Here is a 15,994-nt window from a genome sequence, read left to right as displayed (position 1 = left end):
CGCGTCGAAGAGTGGCAATCAGAGCGACAGCGTCGGCCGCCACGAGAAGCCAGGAGGGGGTATATGTCAACAGACGCCAGCGGAGACCAGATGGGTGAAGACGACCTTGCGGAAGGCCAGGTGCCCATAACCGCACTACAGGAACACTTTAGCGTTTCGTTCACGCGAATGATCGCCTATGCGGCCGGATGTTCCATCAAACCTCACGAGACTGATTACGAAGGCGTCGACATTACAATCGTCTCTTCGTGCGAATACCATGGGTACTACGGTCCTCAATTCGAGCTTCAGCTGAAGTGCACCCATCAAGAAAGTCTTCTCAAAGACGACAGCATGACTTGGCGGATGAAGGCGAAGCCATTCCGGAAGCTAACGCGCGGCAAGCGATTTATTCCGGCATACCTTGGCGTGCTCCTGATTCCCCGTGAGCCAGAGCCGTGGCTTAACGTAGACGACTGGGGACTGTTCACGCGTAGCCGCATGTTCTGGGAATCGGCCGAAAATCTGAGACATGACGGACCAATCAAGGACTACCACACGGTCCATCTGCCGCGTCGGAACCTGTTCACTGTTGATCAGCTTCGGGGCATTATGAAGTCCATTGGCGATGCAGAGGAGGGGCAGAGGTGAGCCGGACGGAATTTGACACGTATCGCGAGGTCGCGTCCGCGCTGACTCCGGCGGCAGTGTCTCAGTTTCTCGCTTCTCGAGACTGGGAATTGGAACTGCGTCAGGCTAAAGTCCGTGAAGTCTGGCGCTATCGGTCGGATGGTCCACTTCTGAGGGCACCGCGGGTTATGATCCCCCTGGCCACGGAATACGTTGACTTCACACCACGGTTCATCGATGCACTGGAATCGCTGGCGCACATTCATGACTGGGACGCAGGTCAACTTCTCGAGCATGTCCTGGCAACCCGTGCAGATCTGTTCTTCGTTCGCCTCGACCAGCACATGACCGACGGCACGATCCCCTTCAGGCAGGCCGAAAGGACACTGCACGGGATCCACAAGATGATGAAGGCGTCGGCTACGACAGCAGCGGACCCCAATCACCCGCACAAGGGGCGCCGGCCGCCAGCGGTAGGGGAATTCCTAGATCGGGCTGTACGGCTCGGCCACACCAAGCAGGGCAGTTTTGTGTTCACCGTGGTGACGCGCCTGGGTGACGCCGAGGAATCGACGATTACGTTCCCCCGACGAGTAATGGAGACTCTGGCGAGAGGCCTGGAAACTACGAGACTGTTGGCGCAAGCCGGGAGGCATCAATCGCTTGCCTCTGCGGGCGATTCGGGGCTTAGTGTGGACCTGGTTGAGTCGCTCGAAGACTTGTCGGCGCCGGACCATCTCAATTCACTGGATTTGTCATTCGAGTGGGCTGCGGCAGAACGAAAGCCGGATGTCGGGCTGGCGACTATTATGTTCGGCCGGGACTTGATTGGCGAATTTCCTCATATCCGAGAGAGGCTCATTCAGAGAGATGAGCCCGCCCGGCGAGAAACACTCGTTGGACTCGTTAAATCGCTATCGCGAGACGACTCCATGCCCAGTGGTGACGAGGCTGCGGTCGTTACCGTTGTGGCGGAGGTGGATGGAAAGTCCCTGCGAGTTCAGGTTCCTCTGACCGGAGAGAATCACGGCTGGGCCATCATGTCATACGAGCGCAAAATCCCCTTCATGGTGACCGGGGACCTGATTTACGAGCGCCGTGCATGGCGCCTGAAGGGCGACATCGTGGTTGATTCGAGTTTCCTGCGTCACATTTCAGGCTATTCGGCTCCGGATCTCGGCGGAGCATAAGTCTGGCGCGTGCTTTGTCCCTAGGATGCCAGATAGACGCATTCACCGTGCCAGTGCGCCATTGCCGCTGGTTGCCGCACCCTTAGATCTCTGGGTGCAGCAGCCAGCGACGTGGGCTATCTGCACTGGCGCTTGGGCGCGTGCTAGGCGAGCGGGAGCATCCCCTCGCCGACAGGCAGTTCTACCTCTCTGGAAGGCAGCGGCACGCGGGCACCGTGCTCAATCGGGCGGACCAGCCGGTGCGCACGCATGGACTCCAGGACTTCGTTGCGCCTTGCCCGCGGCCGGCACCAGCGCTCGAGCCACCATTCGGCGACCTTGGCGTCAGCCTCTGGCAGTTCTGGATCCAACAGGTACTGCGGTTCTCGGTCGACACCTAGTGAGTAGTCACGGAGGTTCTTTACCAGCGGAACACCGTAGAGGATGCGTTCCCGGCCGTGCCGGAGGAGTTCATTGGCAGGCCATTCGAGCGCCGCGAGCCCCAGCCGGACCTTGCGCAGCCGAGGGCTGACACCTTCTCCGAAGAGGCTGTTCACGCGGACGAGCGAGCCACGCAGTGCCGGCAGCCGGGTGAGGGCGTCGACTGTCTCCTCGGAAAAGTGGGAGGTTCCGAACGAGCGTGAACGGCCAAGTTCGTGGAAGCCCATCCGGGTGGCGCTGTCGCCCCCCATGACCTCGGCCGGCCAGAACAGCCGGTTGTACTGGCTTGACCCAGTGCCGTACAGGGAGGTGGTTCCGACAAAGGAGAGTCGGGCCTCGCGCATAATCGGACGGCCGGCCATCGCGGATGCGATCTCACTCGGTCGCGCGTACTTCTCGCGGTATGCCGCGAGCACGGGAGGGGAGACAGCCAAAGCGCCCACGAGTTTGCCCGCGGCCAGGGCACTGTAGGGCGCCACGGCGCCGCAGACAGTGAGGTCGGCGATGACGGTGCCGACTCGCTCTCCTCGCGCGCGACGGACCACACGACGCATTTGTGTACGGGCCTTGGGATCTGAGAAAGCCTTAGCGAGCCCCTCAGCCGTGGGCGGAGACAGGTAAGACCCGAGCAAAGTTCCGATTTCCAGCGCGTCAGCGAGTGCTGCTGAGCGCTTGCTGCGAAACAGGTCGGTCTTGGCGCGCTCCACCCACGCGTCGCGCCCGATGCTGCGAATCTCACGGATCGTGCTGGTCTGGTGATGCCTCTTGTGATGTCGGTCGGCATCTTGTCGCAGCGCAGCGATAGTCTCTGGGGTGGGCATTGTCAGATCGGTGGGTTGGAGAACGTCGTCACGCAGGAGGTCATCGACGTAGATCTCGCTCCGCTGAGCCTCGATCCGCTGGGCAAGCCATGAAGCGGCATTGTCGGTGGGCTCAGCGCGCAGATGCTCAAGGAACTGATCGGTTTCCCAGCCCATCCAGTGATCGCGTTGGGCGATCTGCACGATCGGACTGGAGATCGCGGCCAATCCAATCACGGTATGAAATTCGGTTGCGGCATCTCGGATCAAGATTGGCATCGAGCGGCCAGGGACGGTGGCGTAGGCGTTGGACCACGTATGGCGGAAGTAGCGCCAGATGTCGTGGAGCTTGAATCCGGTCCTTTCGCATGTCGAGGAATCGACGATCTGGACATAGGGTTTGATGGCGTCCGCGGCCGTGGTCGCGCCCTGAAGAGCGGTCGCCAACTCACGGCCATCTCGCATCAGGTCGAAAACGGAGACCAGCCGACCGCCGTGCTCGTGGGTGCGCTCCATACCCTCGACGAATCGTCGAACGCTACTCCTGCAGAGTTGTTCATCGCGACGGAGGAGTTCCTGGCGTCGGATCCGGGCTTTCTCTGTCTCGCGGTCGCCGTGTGCAGACGGGGGCGCGAAGACCGCTGTGGACCCGTCCATCTTGACCGTCCAGCCCTGGTCCACGAGGTCGATGACGCAGTGAGCGGCCGCCGCGAGCATAGGCCGCTCATAGAGTCTCGTGACCTTGGCGGCTCGGATCCAATGTTCATGGTCACCCACGTCCCTGCCGTCGGTAACAGCGGTCGCCAGCAAGGCACAGAGGCGGGTGAAGCCTTGGTGTTCCGGGCGAGAGGCGTCGTCCGGCAGGCGGAGGCGAATGAGCGCGGACTTTTCTTTCATGACTTCTGGAGCATCCGTCCGTAGGTCCTGCTCCAAAGTTGCAGGAGAGCATCGCAGTCCTGGCCATCGCGACCCAGGAGCGTTGTGGTGCGAGCAAGGGACAAGAGGAAGAGTTCGAGGGCGACGCGCAGTTCTCCGGCCGCCTCGTCGCTCAGCGTCTGCAGCGGGTGGTAGAGCGCGGCAAAAGCAGGATGATCAACGTTCAGCGTCAGGTCGAGCGTGCGCCGCTTCAGAGCCGAGGTGAACATAGTCCCGACTGGGAGTTGCTGTGACCCGATCCGGTAGGACAAAGCGCCTGACCCCCTTCCCGCTCTCCGGATCACGGGCAGGTCGACATCGGCGGCCTCGGCAATCCGGCACGACGTCTCCGTCGCCGCTCGAAACTTGACCTCCTCGAACGCCTGACGTGCGCGAGAGTTCAACAGCCGGGCAATCGACTCCAACTCCGGCCCGAGGGCATCCTGGAGAACCTGGGAAGGCCGGATGCCCTGCTTGTTGATAGTGATGCCGAAGTGCTCATCGAGCACAGGATCGAACTCGATCTCGCAGCGCCACCAGTCGTCATAATTCTCCTTGCGCTTCCCGCCCATGAGGTGCCAGCCGCTTGCGATCTCGCGACCGGCGCGGAGAATGGAGACGCCAGCGCCGCCCACGATGCCGACGCGTCGCTTGGTCACGTTGTCGAGATGATGCCAGCGGTGAACCGGCAGCATGGCGAACCGAACTGTCACGAAGGCGGTCTCGCCCGATGACGACGCGAGTTCGTAGCGGAGCGGCTCGAAGGCCAGACGCGCGCTATGCCCCTCAACGTTGGCCGTGAGGAGCAGGGGGTCGACCGGATCGACTCGCTTCCCGTTGATGGTCATGGTGAGGGCGCCGTTGCTCAGGAACCGTCGGTACATACGTCCGAGGTCGCGGCGCAAGGCGCGTTCGAGCCAAGCGAGGCGCCGATACTCGATGCGGTCACAGTTTTGCCAGACCACCAGGCAGCCCGATCCCGTGGTGCCACCAGTCCGGCGGCGGGCGCGAAGGTCAACCGGAGCTCCTGCGACGATCGCATCAACGTCCAAGGAGACCTGGTTTGCCGCCTTGCCGTTCTGCCAGGAGGTCACCTCGACCCGTCGTGCCTGACTAAGGGATGCAGCCGGCAGGCCCATTCCGAACCGACCGAACGACTGCCGCTCGTCGAAGCGCGATGAACCGCCGAAACGGAGGCACGCCTCGATCTCTGAGCGCGACATGCCTTCCCCGTTGTCCTCGACCCGGATCTCCGGGAGGCCGCCTGCCACGGGGCGCGCGATTGTGACCGCGACCTCCGTGGCGGCCGCCTGGAGGGAGTTGTCGACGAGTTCAGCCAGGGCTGTCGAGAGGCTGACGTAGCCCGACTCTCGGACTGCGCGGATGAAGTTGTAGGAGACCAGGAGGTCGTCCTTGCGGTGGTTCTGCTGGGCCATGCCTCTCCCGATGACGTGCTCAAGTCCCTGCGTCGAGAGTAGCTGCATCGATGCCGCCTGGGAAGTTGATCGTTCCGTTGCGGCAAGGTCATTCAGACCGGGCTGCGATCGTGACCGTGATCCGCTTCGTCTTGGCGGGTTCGGTGAGGTCCAGGCCTGATCCATCACTCATGAGCAGGCGCACGGTAGGGCGGACGGCCCCGACAACCAACCGATAGGGCTCCGCAGCCTCGAGCAAGACAACACGACCGGTCCGCTGGAGATCGAACGAGATGATGTGGCTGGCGGTGTTGATGCTGATGATCCGCTCGACGATGTCCGCCGCAGTCACCGCCTCACCCACGAGCGCCTCCGGAGATGGTGAGAGAGACTTCAACGAGTTGATGCCGAGCACCTGGAGCACGGCGATCTTCTGCCCCTTGATGCGGTCCAAAAGAGGCGTGATCTCGGCTGCGGATTGGATGGTGGCCATGTGAGCATCATGACTGAAGACGAAGGGGGCGTGCGCCACTCCTATCCGGCAGAGTGGGGCAACTCGGGCATATTGCATGTTGGTGCCGAGGATATCAAGGGGTGCTCACACGTGTCGCCGCGCTGTGTGACTCTCCTCGAACTACGCGGAGCTGCCGAGCTGACCCAGGACGACTTTCACCCTCGCCGGGCCGGAGGCGTGAGGTGAGAACCACGGGCAGCCGGCGCCGGGGGCCACAGAGGCACGGGGGTGGCTAGAGCATGAAGCTCCAGCCGCCTAGGGCGCGTATTTGGTCGTGATCAAGTGGCGGCTCTGGTGAGGTCCTTGATCCAGATCATCGCGCCGCGAAGATGGAGGCCGGCGAGGTAGCTCGTCGGGGGGTCTTGTCATAGCGCGTGGCTATGCCTCGCCAGGCCTTCATCTTGTTGATCAGGCGCTCGACGGTGTTCCGGTCCTTGTAGAGCTCGTCGTCATGGCTGACGGGTCGGCCGCCCCTGCTGCCCTTCTTCCTGCGGTTGGCGGCCTGGTCGACCTTCTCCGGGATGACGGCCTTGATGCCGCGTTTGCGCAGGTGGGAGCGGTTGCCGCGCGACGAGTAGGCCTTGTCTCCGGCGACCGCGTCGGGCCGGGTGCGAGGACGGCCGACGGGCCCGCGGACACGGATCTTCCCCAGCACGGTGATGAACTGCGGGCTGTCGGCGGCCTGGCCCTCGGTCAGGACGAAGGCCAGCGGGCGGCACTTTCGCTCGCCGGCAATGTGGACCTTGCTGGTCTGCCCGCCTCTGGAGCGTCCGAGCAGAGCTGCCTTCAGACGGAGCTTGCGGCGACGTCGGATGCGTCGCCGCTCTTCGCGTTCCGGGTCGTGACGTCCGTCTTGTTCCTGCGGGCCGCCCCCTTTTGCCGGGCCTTGTCCGCCTCCTCGGCGGCTTTCTCCAAGGCGGCAAGGGCATCGGCGTCCAGGTGCATCCCCGCAGCGTCGTGATGGGCCCGGACGGTGGTGGAGTCCACACTGACCAGGGACAGGTCCACCTCTCCGCGCTTGGCGGCTTCCGCGATCGTACCCTCCAGCAGGGCCTCGAAGACGCCGGCGTCCCTCCACTGCCGGAACCGGTTGTGGACGGTCGACCAGGCACCGAACTCCCGGGGCGTCTCATGTCACTGACTGCCGGTCTTGAAGTGCCAGATCACCCCTTCGAACTGCCGGCGCAGTTGTTCGGGGTACGGGCCGTACTCGCCGATCGGCAGGTACGGCTCGATGAACTCTCACTCCGAATCTGAAAGTTGCACTCGCGTCACGGAACACGGTCTACCGGACCAGACCGCGCCGCGAGGTCAACTTCCCAGAATGATCACAATCAAATACGCGCCTAGTGCTTTCGTCAGGCTGCCTGGACCGCCCGCTGGTCAACGGCACCACCTTCTCCAAGTCCGGCGCCGAGGCGATCCCCACTTCCAGGTCCCTGGTCGCCCGATCTCGCGCATGTCGCGCGTGAAGCCTTCCTTCAACCCTTCAACTCCATTGTGTCCGGGTCCAGTCGCAGGCACAGCAGGATCGCCTGGTGCGACGCCGGCGGCTGGAAGATCGCGCTGGCCACGTTCTGCAGCCAGCGGTAGGCGATGTAGTGCCGCAGGGGCACGACTCCGCCCGACTCAGTGAGTTGGGCAGGGAAGCAGCCGATGCGAGACCGCCACGCTGTCGTTGCTGTCCGTTGTGGAGCACCTACAGCCCCGGTTGCGGCCGGGCTGGTGCGTCTGGTTCAGCCATGTGCGGCCGGTGTGCGGCCGGACGCCTTTGGACGAGGTAACACCAGGTGGACGAGGCTGAACAGCCGCACGTGCCCTGATCAGGCAAAACGGCACTGCGGAGCACGAGGCAGAACCAGGCAACACGATCGCTTATCGTCTCGTAATGCGTAGGTCGCGGGTTCGAATCCCGCAGGCGGCTCAGTTTGAAAGCCCAGGTCAGATCGTTTCTGACCTGGGCTTTTTGGTGTTTTCGGGCTGGGGGAGACGAGGCCGGCCCCGCTGCCGGGTGGGGGAGCGGGGCCGGGTGGGGTGGTGGGGTCAGGGGCGGGTGGTGGCGAGGTCGAGGGGGCGGGTGCGGAGGGCGAGGCGGGCGGGGAGGAGGCTGGAGAGGAGGGCGAGGAGCAGGCAGATCGCGGTGGTGCCGGCGAGGGTGGTCCAGGGCAGGTCGAGGGCCGCCGAGCGGGTGGCGTCGAGGATGCGGTTCTCGATCAGCAGGACCGTCGCGTACTGGGTGACCAGGGTGACGAGCAGTCCGAGGGCGGCCGCGGTGGCGACGACCAGCAGGGTTTCGACGGCGACCACGCGGAGGACCTGGCGGCGGGTGCCGCCGGTGAGGCGGAGGGTGGCGAAGTCCCGCAGGCGGTCTCCGGTGGACATCATCATCGTGTTGACGATCGCGAGCAGCGCGTAGAGCAGGGCCGGGCCGAGGATCGCCAGCATCGCGATCCAGCCGTTGTCGGTGGACCGGTCGTTGCGCGCGCCGATCCAGGCGGTGCCCGTGGTGGCGCGGGCCGTGGTGCCGTTCAGGGCGGCCGTGACCTGCGCGGGGTCCGCGTCGGTGGACAGGTAGGCGATCGAGACGGCGCTCGGGCCGGGGAGCGCCTCGCGGGGGACGACGATCTCCGGGAGGTGCGGCAGCAGGTGGCCGACCTGGGCGACCAGGCGCAGCGGTTCCCGGGTGCCGTCCGGCAGGCGGGCGGTCAGGGTGTCGCCGACGTGCCAGCCGAAGACCCGGGCCAGGTCGGTGGAGACCGCGACCGTCCTGCCGTGCAGGTCCGCGAGCGAGCCGGCCTCGGCGGTCAGGTTCCAGGAGTCGCGCAGGTCGCCGTCGACGGCGAGGCCGTCCTCCGGGATCGGCAGGTCGGTGGGGCGGCCGGGTGCGGGCTGCTGGTCGGGGGTCGCCAGGCCGTCGAAGCGTACGGTCGACGCGGTGGTCAGCCGGGCGCCCGGCAGGGCGGCGAGGCTCCGGAGGGCGTCGGCGGGCACGGCACGGCCGTCGGACGGTTCGACCACGTAGCCGGCCTTCAGGGCGGCGCGGCCCTGGGCGGCCATCGCGTCGCTGAAGGCCGCCGTGCCGCCGACCACCGAGCCGGCCAGGCCGATCACCAGGAAGACCGGCGTCGCGGTGGAGACGGTGCGGCGGATCGCGGCGAGGGCGTTCTGCCGGGCGATCAGCCCGGCCGCGCCGGGCAGCAGCGGGACGACCGAGGTGAACAGGCGCACCAGCGGGGGCACCAGCACCGGGGCGATCAGCCCGCCGGCGAGCACCGCCATCACATCGAAGAGCAGGGCCCACTGCGGGGTGGTCTCCGGATCGCGGGACTGCGGGTCGGCCATCATCGAGGCGGGCATCGAGATGAAGGTCGACAGGGTGTAGCCGAAGACGCCGAGGAACAGCACCGCCGCCACCCAGCGGGAGACCGGCATCACCTTCCGGTCGACCGCGACCTCGTCGAGCGCCTCCACCGGACGCACCCGGCCGGCCCGGCGGGAGGCCGCGTAGGCGCCGAGCAGGGCGACGAGGAGGCCGCCCGAGGCGGCGAGCAGCAGCGGCAGCACGGCAGGCTCGGAGTGGAAGCCGGCCGGCGCGGCGCCCCGGTCGACCAGCCAGGCGGCGATCGCCGGGGCGACGGCCAGGCCGATCACGCAGCCCGCCACGGCGGCGACCAGCGCCACCACCAGGGCCTCGCCGAGGACCAGCGCCCGGACCTGACGCGGGGTCGCGCCGACCGCGCGCAGCATCGCCGTCTCCTGGCGGCGCTGGGCGACGGCGAAGGCGAAGGTCGAGGAGACCACGAAGACCGAGACGAACCCGGCCATGGCGGCCATGAAGCTCACCAGCTTGTGCAGCGAGGGCGCGCCGGGCAGCGAGTCCTCGCCCATCGTGGTGTTGAGCAGCACCCCGGCGGCGGACATCACCGCGACGCCGAGGGCGAGGGCGACGAAGGAGCCGACGAAGGCCGGCCAGCGGCGGCGCATCGAGGCGGCGGCGATCGGGAGGAGCAGACGATAGACGGTCATCTGGGGTCACCCACGACCCGGTCGGGGCCTTCTTCGCCGGCGGCTTCTTCGCGAGCGGCTTCGTCGCGGGCGGACTCCAGGGCGGTCATCCGGGCGGCGACGGTCTGCGGGTCCGGGTCGGCCAGCCGGTCGACGACCCGGCCGTCGGCGAGGAAGAGCACGGTGTCGGCGTAGGAGGCGGCGACCGGGTCGTGGGTGACCATGATGGTGCTCTGACCCTGTCGGTCGACGAGGGAGCGGAGCAGGGTGAGCACCTCGCGGCTGCTGGAACTGTCCAGGGCGCCGGTGGGCTCGTCGGCGAAGAGCACCTCGGGGGCGGCGATCAGGGCCCGGGCGATCGCCACCCGCTGCTGCTGGCCGCCGGACAGCTGGGAGGGCAGGTGGCCGGTCCGCTCGCCGAGGCCCACCTGGGCCAGGGCCTCCCGGACCCGCGCGGGGTCGGGCCTGCGGCCGGCCAGGCGCAGCGGCAGGCCGACGTTCTGCTCGGCGGTCAGGGCGCCGAGCAGGTTGAAGGCCTGGAAGACGAAGCCCAGGCGTTCGCGGCGCAGTTCGGTCAGGGCGTTCTCGTCGAGGCCGCCGAGGTCGACGCCGTTGACGACGACGGTGCCGGAGTCCGGGCGGTCGAGTCCGGCGGCGCACTGGAGCAGGGTGCTCTTGCCCGAGCCGGACGGGCCCATGACGGCGGTGAAGCTGCCGCGGGCGAATCCGAGGGTGACTCCGGCGAGGGCGGTGACGGTGTTCTGGCCGGTCCCGTAGGTGCGGGTGACCTGTTCCAGTCTTACTACATCGTTGTCGTTCATGATGATCCACTTCCTACCAGGTCGCCCACGGTCGCGGAATCCGGTTTCGGCGGCAGCGGAATGACGACCCGGCGGGGCTGGACCGTGCCCCGGCCCAGGGCGGTTCCCGGGCCGGGGTGGAGGGGAGGGGGCGGAGGGGCGGGGAGGGAGGGGAGGGGCTAGGCGGCGATGGCGAGCACCTGCGGCTGTGCCAGCGTCCGGTAGACGGCCGTGCACAGCTCGATGGAGCGATCGAGTCTCGCCGCGTTGAAATAGAGATGGCTATGCGCCAACAGGTCGTGGTCGACGAGGAGTTCGAGATCGGGGTGGAATGAGAACGGGATGATCGAGCCGCTCACGCAGCCGCTCAGCCGCTCGGCGGTGGTGCGGTCGGCGAAGCCGACCCGGTTGGACCCGAGGGCCCGGCCGACGGCGTCGAGGTCGACCCGGCGGTCACCCGGCACCACGGCGAGCGCGTACCGGCCGCCGCCGTCCTGCTTGGTGCGTTTGGCCCGGATCACGATGGACTTGGCGGCCTGCTCCAGCGGGTGGCCGCGCAGTTCGCTGGCGAGGGCGGTGTTCCCCTCCGGCACGTGGCAGATCGTCCGGTAGGCGGCGGGAGTCGTCGCCAGCAGGTCCAACAGGCGGCTGTAGGTGGAGAGTTCGGTGAATTCGGCGTCGGAGGGGCGGGAGGGACGGGAGGAGTCGGAGGAGTTGGAGGAGTTGGAGGAGTTGGAGGAGTCGAAGGAAGGAGAGCAGCCGGAGGAGTCGGCGATCCCGGTCGGGCGTCCGCCGGTGGCCGGGCTCGTGGTGGACAGGGCAGGGGTCATGGGTGCGTCCTCACAGACGGGCATCGGGGCGTGGAACGGCCCCCCGCCCTGCCTGCGCAGCACGACGGGCCGTCGTTCTGGGCCTTGCCTGGTGCTGTGGTGCGGTTGACGGTCCCGGGGTGCGCGCGGCCCTGCCCGCCCTCGCGCCGAGAGGATCGCTTCGGCTTCGGCAAGGGTCGGGCCCGCGCGCGCTCTCGTACCTTCGGCGCCTCCGGGACCGGGCCATCGTACTCCGGGGTTCCGGGCTCCGGCCGGGCCCGATCTGCCGGTTGACCGGCAGCTTTGTGCTCCGGGGCGGGGGGCTCGGGGGCCCGTCGCCGGCTACTCGCCGAGGTGGGCGAGGACGGCCGGCACGCGACGGTCCGTCGGTGTCGGTGGGGGCGGGGCCGAGCTTGCCGACGATGTTGCCGATGGCCGGGAAGCCGGGCTGAGGCCGGCCCTGGCCGGTGACGGGTGGTCGGCACCGGGTGGCCGGGCGGCGCCGACCACGGCGGCCGCTCGGCCTGCCGGCTCAGCGGGTGGCGTGGCGTATCGCCCCCAGGGCGAGCGAGGCCAGGGCCAGGGCGGCGGCGAGGCCGGCGACCGCTGCCGGGGCCGGGGCGCGCTGCCCGGTGACACCGAGGAAGTCCAGGCCGCCGACGTGGTTGATCATCCCGTACCAGAGCAGCGGGTAGAGGGTCTGGAACAGCCGGGGCCCGCGGGTGACGGTGCCGCAGAGCAGGGCCAGGGCGGGGATCAGCAGGGCCCCGGCCAGGGCGCCCGCGGCGGCCCGGTGCTCCCCGGCGCCGAGCAGCCGGACCACGGACCCGGCCACCACCGCCAGTGCCGGGACGATCCCGGCGAGCAGCGCGGCCAGCCCGCGGCGGAGCGGGGAGGGGCAGGCGCCGAGCAGCTCCTCGATGCTGCCGCCGCCCGCCCGGTGGCCCATCCGGGACCAGAGCAGCATCGGCCAGAGCATCGCGAACGGCAGTACCGCGTGGCTCGGCCCGGCCGGTGCCACGCTCAGTGCCACCGCCGAGATCGCCGCGGCCCCGGCCCACCACAACCACCACCCCTGGACCAGGATCCGTAGCTCACCGGCGAGCGCGGCGAGCACCGTGCCGCCCCGGTGGGCCGGGGCCAGCCGGGCCGAGGTCGCCTGGGCCGAGGTCAGCCGGGCCGGGGCCGCGGCGAAGGCGGCGGGGCCGCTCTCCGGTGCCGCGCCCGCCCCGGCCACCTCCCGGTCGGCCCCTTCGGTCCGTCCGCCCGGGCGTACCCCCGTTCCGCCTGGGGGTACCCCCGTTCCGCCCGGGCGTACCCCCGTTCCGCCCGGGCGGAGCCTCGTCGTACCCGGGCGCGTGGACGCCCCGTCGAAGCGCCGGAACCACAGCGACCCGAGCAGGGCGAGCCCGACCGCGACGGCCGTCAGCAGCGCCCCCGTCGCGGCCGGACCGCCCGCCTTGCCCGGCCCGAGACCGGGCCAGTCGAAGGTGCCGAGCACCCGGTCGTCCGCCGTCAGCCCGACCCCGAACTCCACGCCGTCCGTGGGCCGGCCGCCCGCCGCGAGCACCTCCCGGATCGACGCGGTGATCCGGCGCATGCCCAGCACGTCCAGGCCGTCGCTCGTCTGCGCCCCCAGGACGAGGACCAGCCAGACCGCGAACCAGACGGTGGCCCCCAGCCCGCCGCGCAGCCCGGGCAGGGTGTCGAAGAGCACCGCGCACCCGGCCACCACCGCCAGCAGCGGCAGGGTGATCAGGACGTACGGCAGCAGCAGCCGCACCGCGTCCACGTGGCCCGAGTCGCCCTTGAGCAGCTGCACCGCGAGCGCCGTGCCGGCCAGGGCGAGCAGCATCGAGCCGAACAGCAGCAGGTTGCTGCCGAACTTGCCCGCCAGGTAGGCGATTCGGCTCATCGGGGTGGCGGCGAGCACCTGGCCGACGCCGCTCCGCTTGTCCCGGGGGATCGCCCCGCGCGCGACGCCGAAGCCGGCCAGCGAGAGCCAGACCGCGCCGCCGAGCGCCGTCACCGTCCCCACGTAGCCGCTGGTGTAGCGGCCGTGCAGGTCCGTCACCTGGAAGACCTGCCAGCGGGATTCGCCGATCGGCGCGGCCAGCAGCCCGAGGGCGAGCGTGCCGAGCAGCACGACCAGGTAGCCGGGCCGCCGCCGGCGCTCCCGGAAGTCGGCCAGGGCGAGCGCCCCGATGCGCGTCACCATGCCGCCACCTCCTCGGCCGCCGCCGGCGCGGCGGTGAGCAGCAGGTACGCGTCGTCCAGCCGGGGCGGGACGGGCCGGGCCTCCGGTGCGGGCCGGGCCCGGGACAGCACTCGGGCCCGGACCCCCTGCGGGGTGCGGGTGGTGCCGCCGAGCAGGAACCGCGAGCGCAGCGCGGGGAGCCGGTCGGCCCCGACGGTCAGCTCCCAGACCGAGCCCTCGGCGTGCCGCAGCAGCTCCTCCGGGGTGCCGTGGTGCAGCAGCCGGCCGTGCCCCATGACGGCGATCCGGTCGGCGGTGGCGGCCACGTCCGGGACGATGTGGGTGGACAGCACCACGATCCGGTCGGCGCCGAGCCCGCTCAGCAGGCTGCCGAAGCGCAGCCGCTCCTCCGGGTCCAGCCCGACCGTCGGCTCGTCGACGATCAGCAGCGCCGGGTCGTTGAGCAGCGCCTGGGCGATGCCGACCCGCTGGCGCATCCCGCCGGACATCGCCCCGAGCCGCTGCCCGGCCGCGCCCGACAGGTTGACCAGGTCGAGCAGTTCGTCGATCCGGGCCTTCGCGGAGCGCCGCCGCATCCCCTTGGCGGCGGCCAGGTAGTCGAGGAACTCGCGCGCCGTGAGCTGCGGGTAGACGCCGAAGTCCTGCGGGAGGTAGCCGACGGCACGGCGCAGCGGCCCGGGGTCGCGGGCGGTGTCGACGCCCTCCCACAGCACCCGGCCGGAGGTGGGCCGGGTGACCGTGGCCAGGACGCGCATCAGGCTCGACTTGCCGGCGCCGTTGGCACCGAGCAGGCCGAGCACGCCGGGCCGCAGCGTCAGCGAGAAGGAGTCCACCGCGCGCTTGCCGCCGCGGTACTCCTTGGTCAGGTCGAGGATCCGGAGTTCGGTCACGACCGGAATGCTTCCGGGCGGGGGCCGTCCGCACATCTGCCGTTCGGCAGAGATGCGCGGGGTTTCCGGGCGGAAACGGCGGGAGGGGTGGGCCTTTCGGCACACCCCTCCCGTGATCGACCCTCGTCAGTCCTCGTCGCCCCCGAGGTCGTCGCCGAGATCCCCGGCCAGGTCGTCGGCCAGGGCGCCGTCCGGGGTGCCGCTGATCGCGTACCCCTGGCGGCGCGCCTCGTAGCAGGCCACCGTCGCGGCCGCCGACACGTTCAGCGAGCCGACCCGGCCCAGCTGCGGCACGAACACCACCTGGTCGCAGAGCGCCAGCGCATCCGGCGTGATCCCGCGGTCCTCGTGCCCGAGCACGAAGGCCACCGCCGGGGTCAGCGCGGCCGCGAACATCGGCACCGCCTCGTCCGCCAGCTCCAGGCCGACCACCTTGAAGCCGTCCGCCTTCGCCGCCGCCACCGCCTCGGCGATGGTCGGGAAGTGCTCAACCTTCAGGTACTTGTCGGTGCCCATCGCGGCCTTCTGCGCGCCCGAGGAGCGCACCGACGGGGTGTCCCCGGCCAGGTACAGCTTCTCGGCGCCCATCGCCGCACCGGTCCGGACCACCGAGCCGACGTTGAACGGCGACTGCAGGTTCTCCAGGATCATCGCGAGCCGGAACTCGTTGCTGCGCCGCCAGGAGCGGTGCAGACGCTTCAGTTCGGTCCCGCGCAGCTGCTTCACGACGTCGTACCTCGTCCATTCTCCGAGCCCTCGCCCGTCTCGGGGCGGGGCCGCGCTTCCAGAATCCGGAACCCGTTGACCGAGGCGACCCGGGTCGTCGGGTAGCCCTGGTCGTTCAGCCACTTCTGCAGCGAGTCCGAGCCCAGGTGCTTCTGCACCACGAGGAACGCCGAGCCGTCCGGGGTCAGCCGGCCGAGCCAGTGCGTCAGCAGCCGGCGCAGCGCCGCCTTGCCGATCCGGATCGGCGGGTTGGAGTAGATCGTCGCGAACCGGAGGTCCGCCGGGACGTCGTCGGGCAGCGCGGCCTGGACGTTGCCCAGCCGCAGCGCCTCGGCGTTCAGCCGCACCAGCTCCAGGGCGCGCTCGTTGACGTCCACCGCCCAGACCGGGAGCCGCTTGCGCCGGCTCGCCCAGGTCAGCGCGATCGGGCCGTAGCCGCAGCCGACGTCCAGGATCGGGCCGCGCACCCGCGGCGGCGGGGCGTGCTCCAGCAGGATCCGGGTGCCCGGATCGAGCCGCTCCCGGGAGAACACCCCGGTGTCGGTGGTCAGTTCCAGGGTGAGGTCCGGCAGGGAGACCGTGATCGGCCGGCGGTCGCTGGCGACCTCGGGTGCACCGGTGAAGTAGTGCGAGCCGGACATGCGTTCCCCGTCGTTCGTTCGGGCTTCGGGGCCACCGGGTGG

At 69.1% G+C, this 15,994-nt stretch carries 13 protein-coding genes and 1 pseudogene; 2 read left to right on the top strand and 12 right to left on the bottom strand.

Annotated features, from left to right (window positions below; all coding sequences use genetic code 11):
- Positions 1-63: 63 nt before the first annotated feature.
- A complete protein-coding gene (locus tag IE332_RS00285; RefSeq protein ID WP_189912994.1) occupies positions 64-630 on the top strand; it encodes a DUF4365 domain-containing protein in 567 nt (188 codons plus the stop codon).
- Complete coding sequence (locus tag IE332_RS00280; RefSeq protein ID WP_189912993.1) at positions 627-1,799, top strand: hypothetical protein; 1,173 nt, start codon at positions 627-629, stop codon at positions 1,797-1,799. The genes IE332_RS00285 and IE332_RS00280 overlap by 4 nt, the downstream gene beginning before the upstream one ends.
- A gap of 143 nt (positions 1,800-1,942) precedes the next feature.
- Here the strand turns inward: IE332_RS00280 and IE332_RS00275 are convergent, their stop codons facing one another.
- From IE332_RS00275 to IE332_RS00220, 12 genes and pseudogenes are all read right to left on the bottom strand, one after another.
- Positions 1,943-3,916, bottom strand: coding sequence for a Druantia anti-phage system protein DruA (locus IE332_RS00275; protein WP_189912992.1), 1,974 nt, complete (start codon positions 3,914-3,916; stop codon positions 1,943-1,945).
- Positions 3,913-5,370, bottom strand: a complete 1,458-nt coding sequence (locus IE332_RS00270; protein ID WP_189912991.1) for an ATP-binding protein — start codon at positions 5,368-5,370, stop codon at positions 3,913-3,915. Before IE332_RS00270 ends, IE332_RS00275 begins: the two co-directional genes overlap by 4 nt.
- Positions 5,371-5,458: 88 nt before the next feature.
- Positions 5,459-5,842 carry a hypothetical protein gene (locus tag IE332_RS00265; protein ID WP_189912990.1) on the bottom strand — a complete coding sequence of 128 codons (384 nt, stop codon included), beginning with the start codon at positions 5,840-5,842 and terminating at the stop codon, positions 5,459-5,461.
- A gap of 299 nt (positions 5,843-6,141) precedes the next feature.
- Positions 6,142-7,099, bottom strand: a pseudogene (locus tag IE332_RS00260) (IS5 family transposase).
- 245 nt (positions 7,100-7,344) lie between these two features.
- Positions 7,345-7,479 carry a hypothetical protein gene (locus IE332_RS41705; protein WP_268256509.1) on the bottom strand — a complete coding sequence of 45 codons (135 nt, stop codon included), beginning with the start codon at positions 7,477-7,479 and terminating at the stop codon, positions 7,345-7,347.
- A 427-nt stretch (positions 7,480-7,906) separates the two neighbouring features.
- Positions 7,907-9,889: an FtsX-like permease family protein gene (locus IE332_RS00250; RefSeq protein ID WP_189912989.1), complete on the bottom strand. Its 1,983-nt coding sequence runs from the start codon at positions 9,887-9,889 to the stop codon at positions 7,907-7,909.
- Positions 9,886-10,689, bottom strand: coding sequence for an ABC transporter ATP-binding protein (locus IE332_RS00245; protein ID WP_189912988.1), 804 nt, complete (start codon positions 10,687-10,689; stop codon positions 9,886-9,888). The genes IE332_RS00250 and IE332_RS00245 overlap by 4 nt, the downstream gene beginning before the upstream one ends.
- 158 nt (positions 10,690-10,847) lie before the next feature.
- Positions 10,848-11,498 carry a YbaK/EbsC family protein gene (locus tag IE332_RS00240; protein ID WP_189912987.1) on the bottom strand — a complete coding sequence of 217 codons (651 nt, stop codon included), beginning with the start codon at positions 11,496-11,498 and terminating at the stop codon, positions 10,848-10,850.
- 511 nt (positions 11,499-12,009) lie between these two features.
- Complete coding sequence (locus IE332_RS00235) at positions 12,010-13,695, bottom strand: ABC transporter permease (protein WP_189912986.1); 1,686 nt, start codon at positions 13,693-13,695, stop codon at positions 12,010-12,012.
- Positions 13,689-14,585 carry an ABC transporter ATP-binding protein gene (locus IE332_RS00230; protein WP_373313658.1) on the bottom strand — a complete coding sequence of 299 codons (897 nt, stop codon included), beginning with the start codon at positions 14,583-14,585 and terminating at the stop codon, positions 13,689-13,691. The genes IE332_RS00235 and IE332_RS00230 overlap by 7 nt, the downstream gene beginning before the upstream one ends.
- Before the next feature lie 126 nt (positions 14,586-14,711).
- Positions 14,712-15,311, bottom strand: coding sequence for a TrmH family RNA methyltransferase (locus IE332_RS00225; RefSeq protein WP_189912984.1), 600 nt, complete (start codon positions 15,309-15,311; stop codon positions 14,712-14,714).
- Complete coding sequence (locus IE332_RS00220; RefSeq protein WP_189912983.1) at positions 15,308-15,952, bottom strand: class I SAM-dependent methyltransferase; 645 nt, start codon at positions 15,950-15,952, stop codon at positions 15,308-15,310. The genes IE332_RS00225 and IE332_RS00220 overlap by 4 nt, the downstream gene beginning before the upstream one ends.
- Between the last annotated feature and the right edge of the window lie 42 nt (positions 15,953-15,994).

The organism is Kitasatospora xanthocidica (assembly GCF_014656195.1).
Lineage (GTDB): Bacteria > Actinomycetota > Actinomycetes > Streptomycetales > Streptomycetaceae > Kitasatospora > Kitasatospora xanthocidica.
This window is presented reverse-complemented; position numbering and strand designations above follow the sequence as displayed.

Bases quoted from the DNA above. Each gene is read 5' to 3' on its own strand.
- IE332_RS00275 (WP_189912992.1), bottom strand. From the start codon at position 3,916: ATGAAAGAAAAGTCCGCGCTCATTCGCCTCCGCCTGCCGGACGACGCC.
- IE332_RS00220 (WP_189912983.1), bottom strand. From the start codon at position 15,952: ATGTCCGGCTCGCACTACTTCACCGGTGCACCCGAGGTCGCCAGCGAC.
- IE332_RS00285 (WP_189912994.1), top strand. From the start codon at position 64: ATGTCAACAGACGCCAGCGGAGACCAGATGGGTGAAGACGACCTTGCG.
- IE332_RS00265 (WP_189912990.1), bottom strand. From the start codon at position 5,842: ATGGCCACCATCCAATCCGCAGCCGAGATCACGCCTCTTTTGGACCGC.
- IE332_RS00245 (WP_189912988.1), bottom strand. From the start codon at position 10,689: ATGAACGACAACGATGTAGTAAGACTGGAACAGGTCACCCGCACCTAC.
- IE332_RS00270 (WP_189912991.1), bottom strand. From the start codon at position 5,370: ATGGCCCAGCAGAACCACCGCAAGGACGACCTCCTGGTCTCCTACAAC.
- IE332_RS00235 (WP_189912986.1), bottom strand. From the start codon at position 13,695: ATGGTGACGCGCATCGGGGCGCTCGCCCTGGCCGACTTCCGGGAGCGC.
- IE332_RS00250 (WP_189912989.1), bottom strand. From the start codon at position 9,889: ATGACCGTCTATCGTCTGCTCCTCCCGATCGCCGCCGCCTCGATGCGC.
- IE332_RS00240 (WP_189912987.1), bottom strand. From the start codon at position 11,498: ATGACCCCTGCCCTGTCCACCACGAGCCCGGCCACCGGCGGACGCCCG.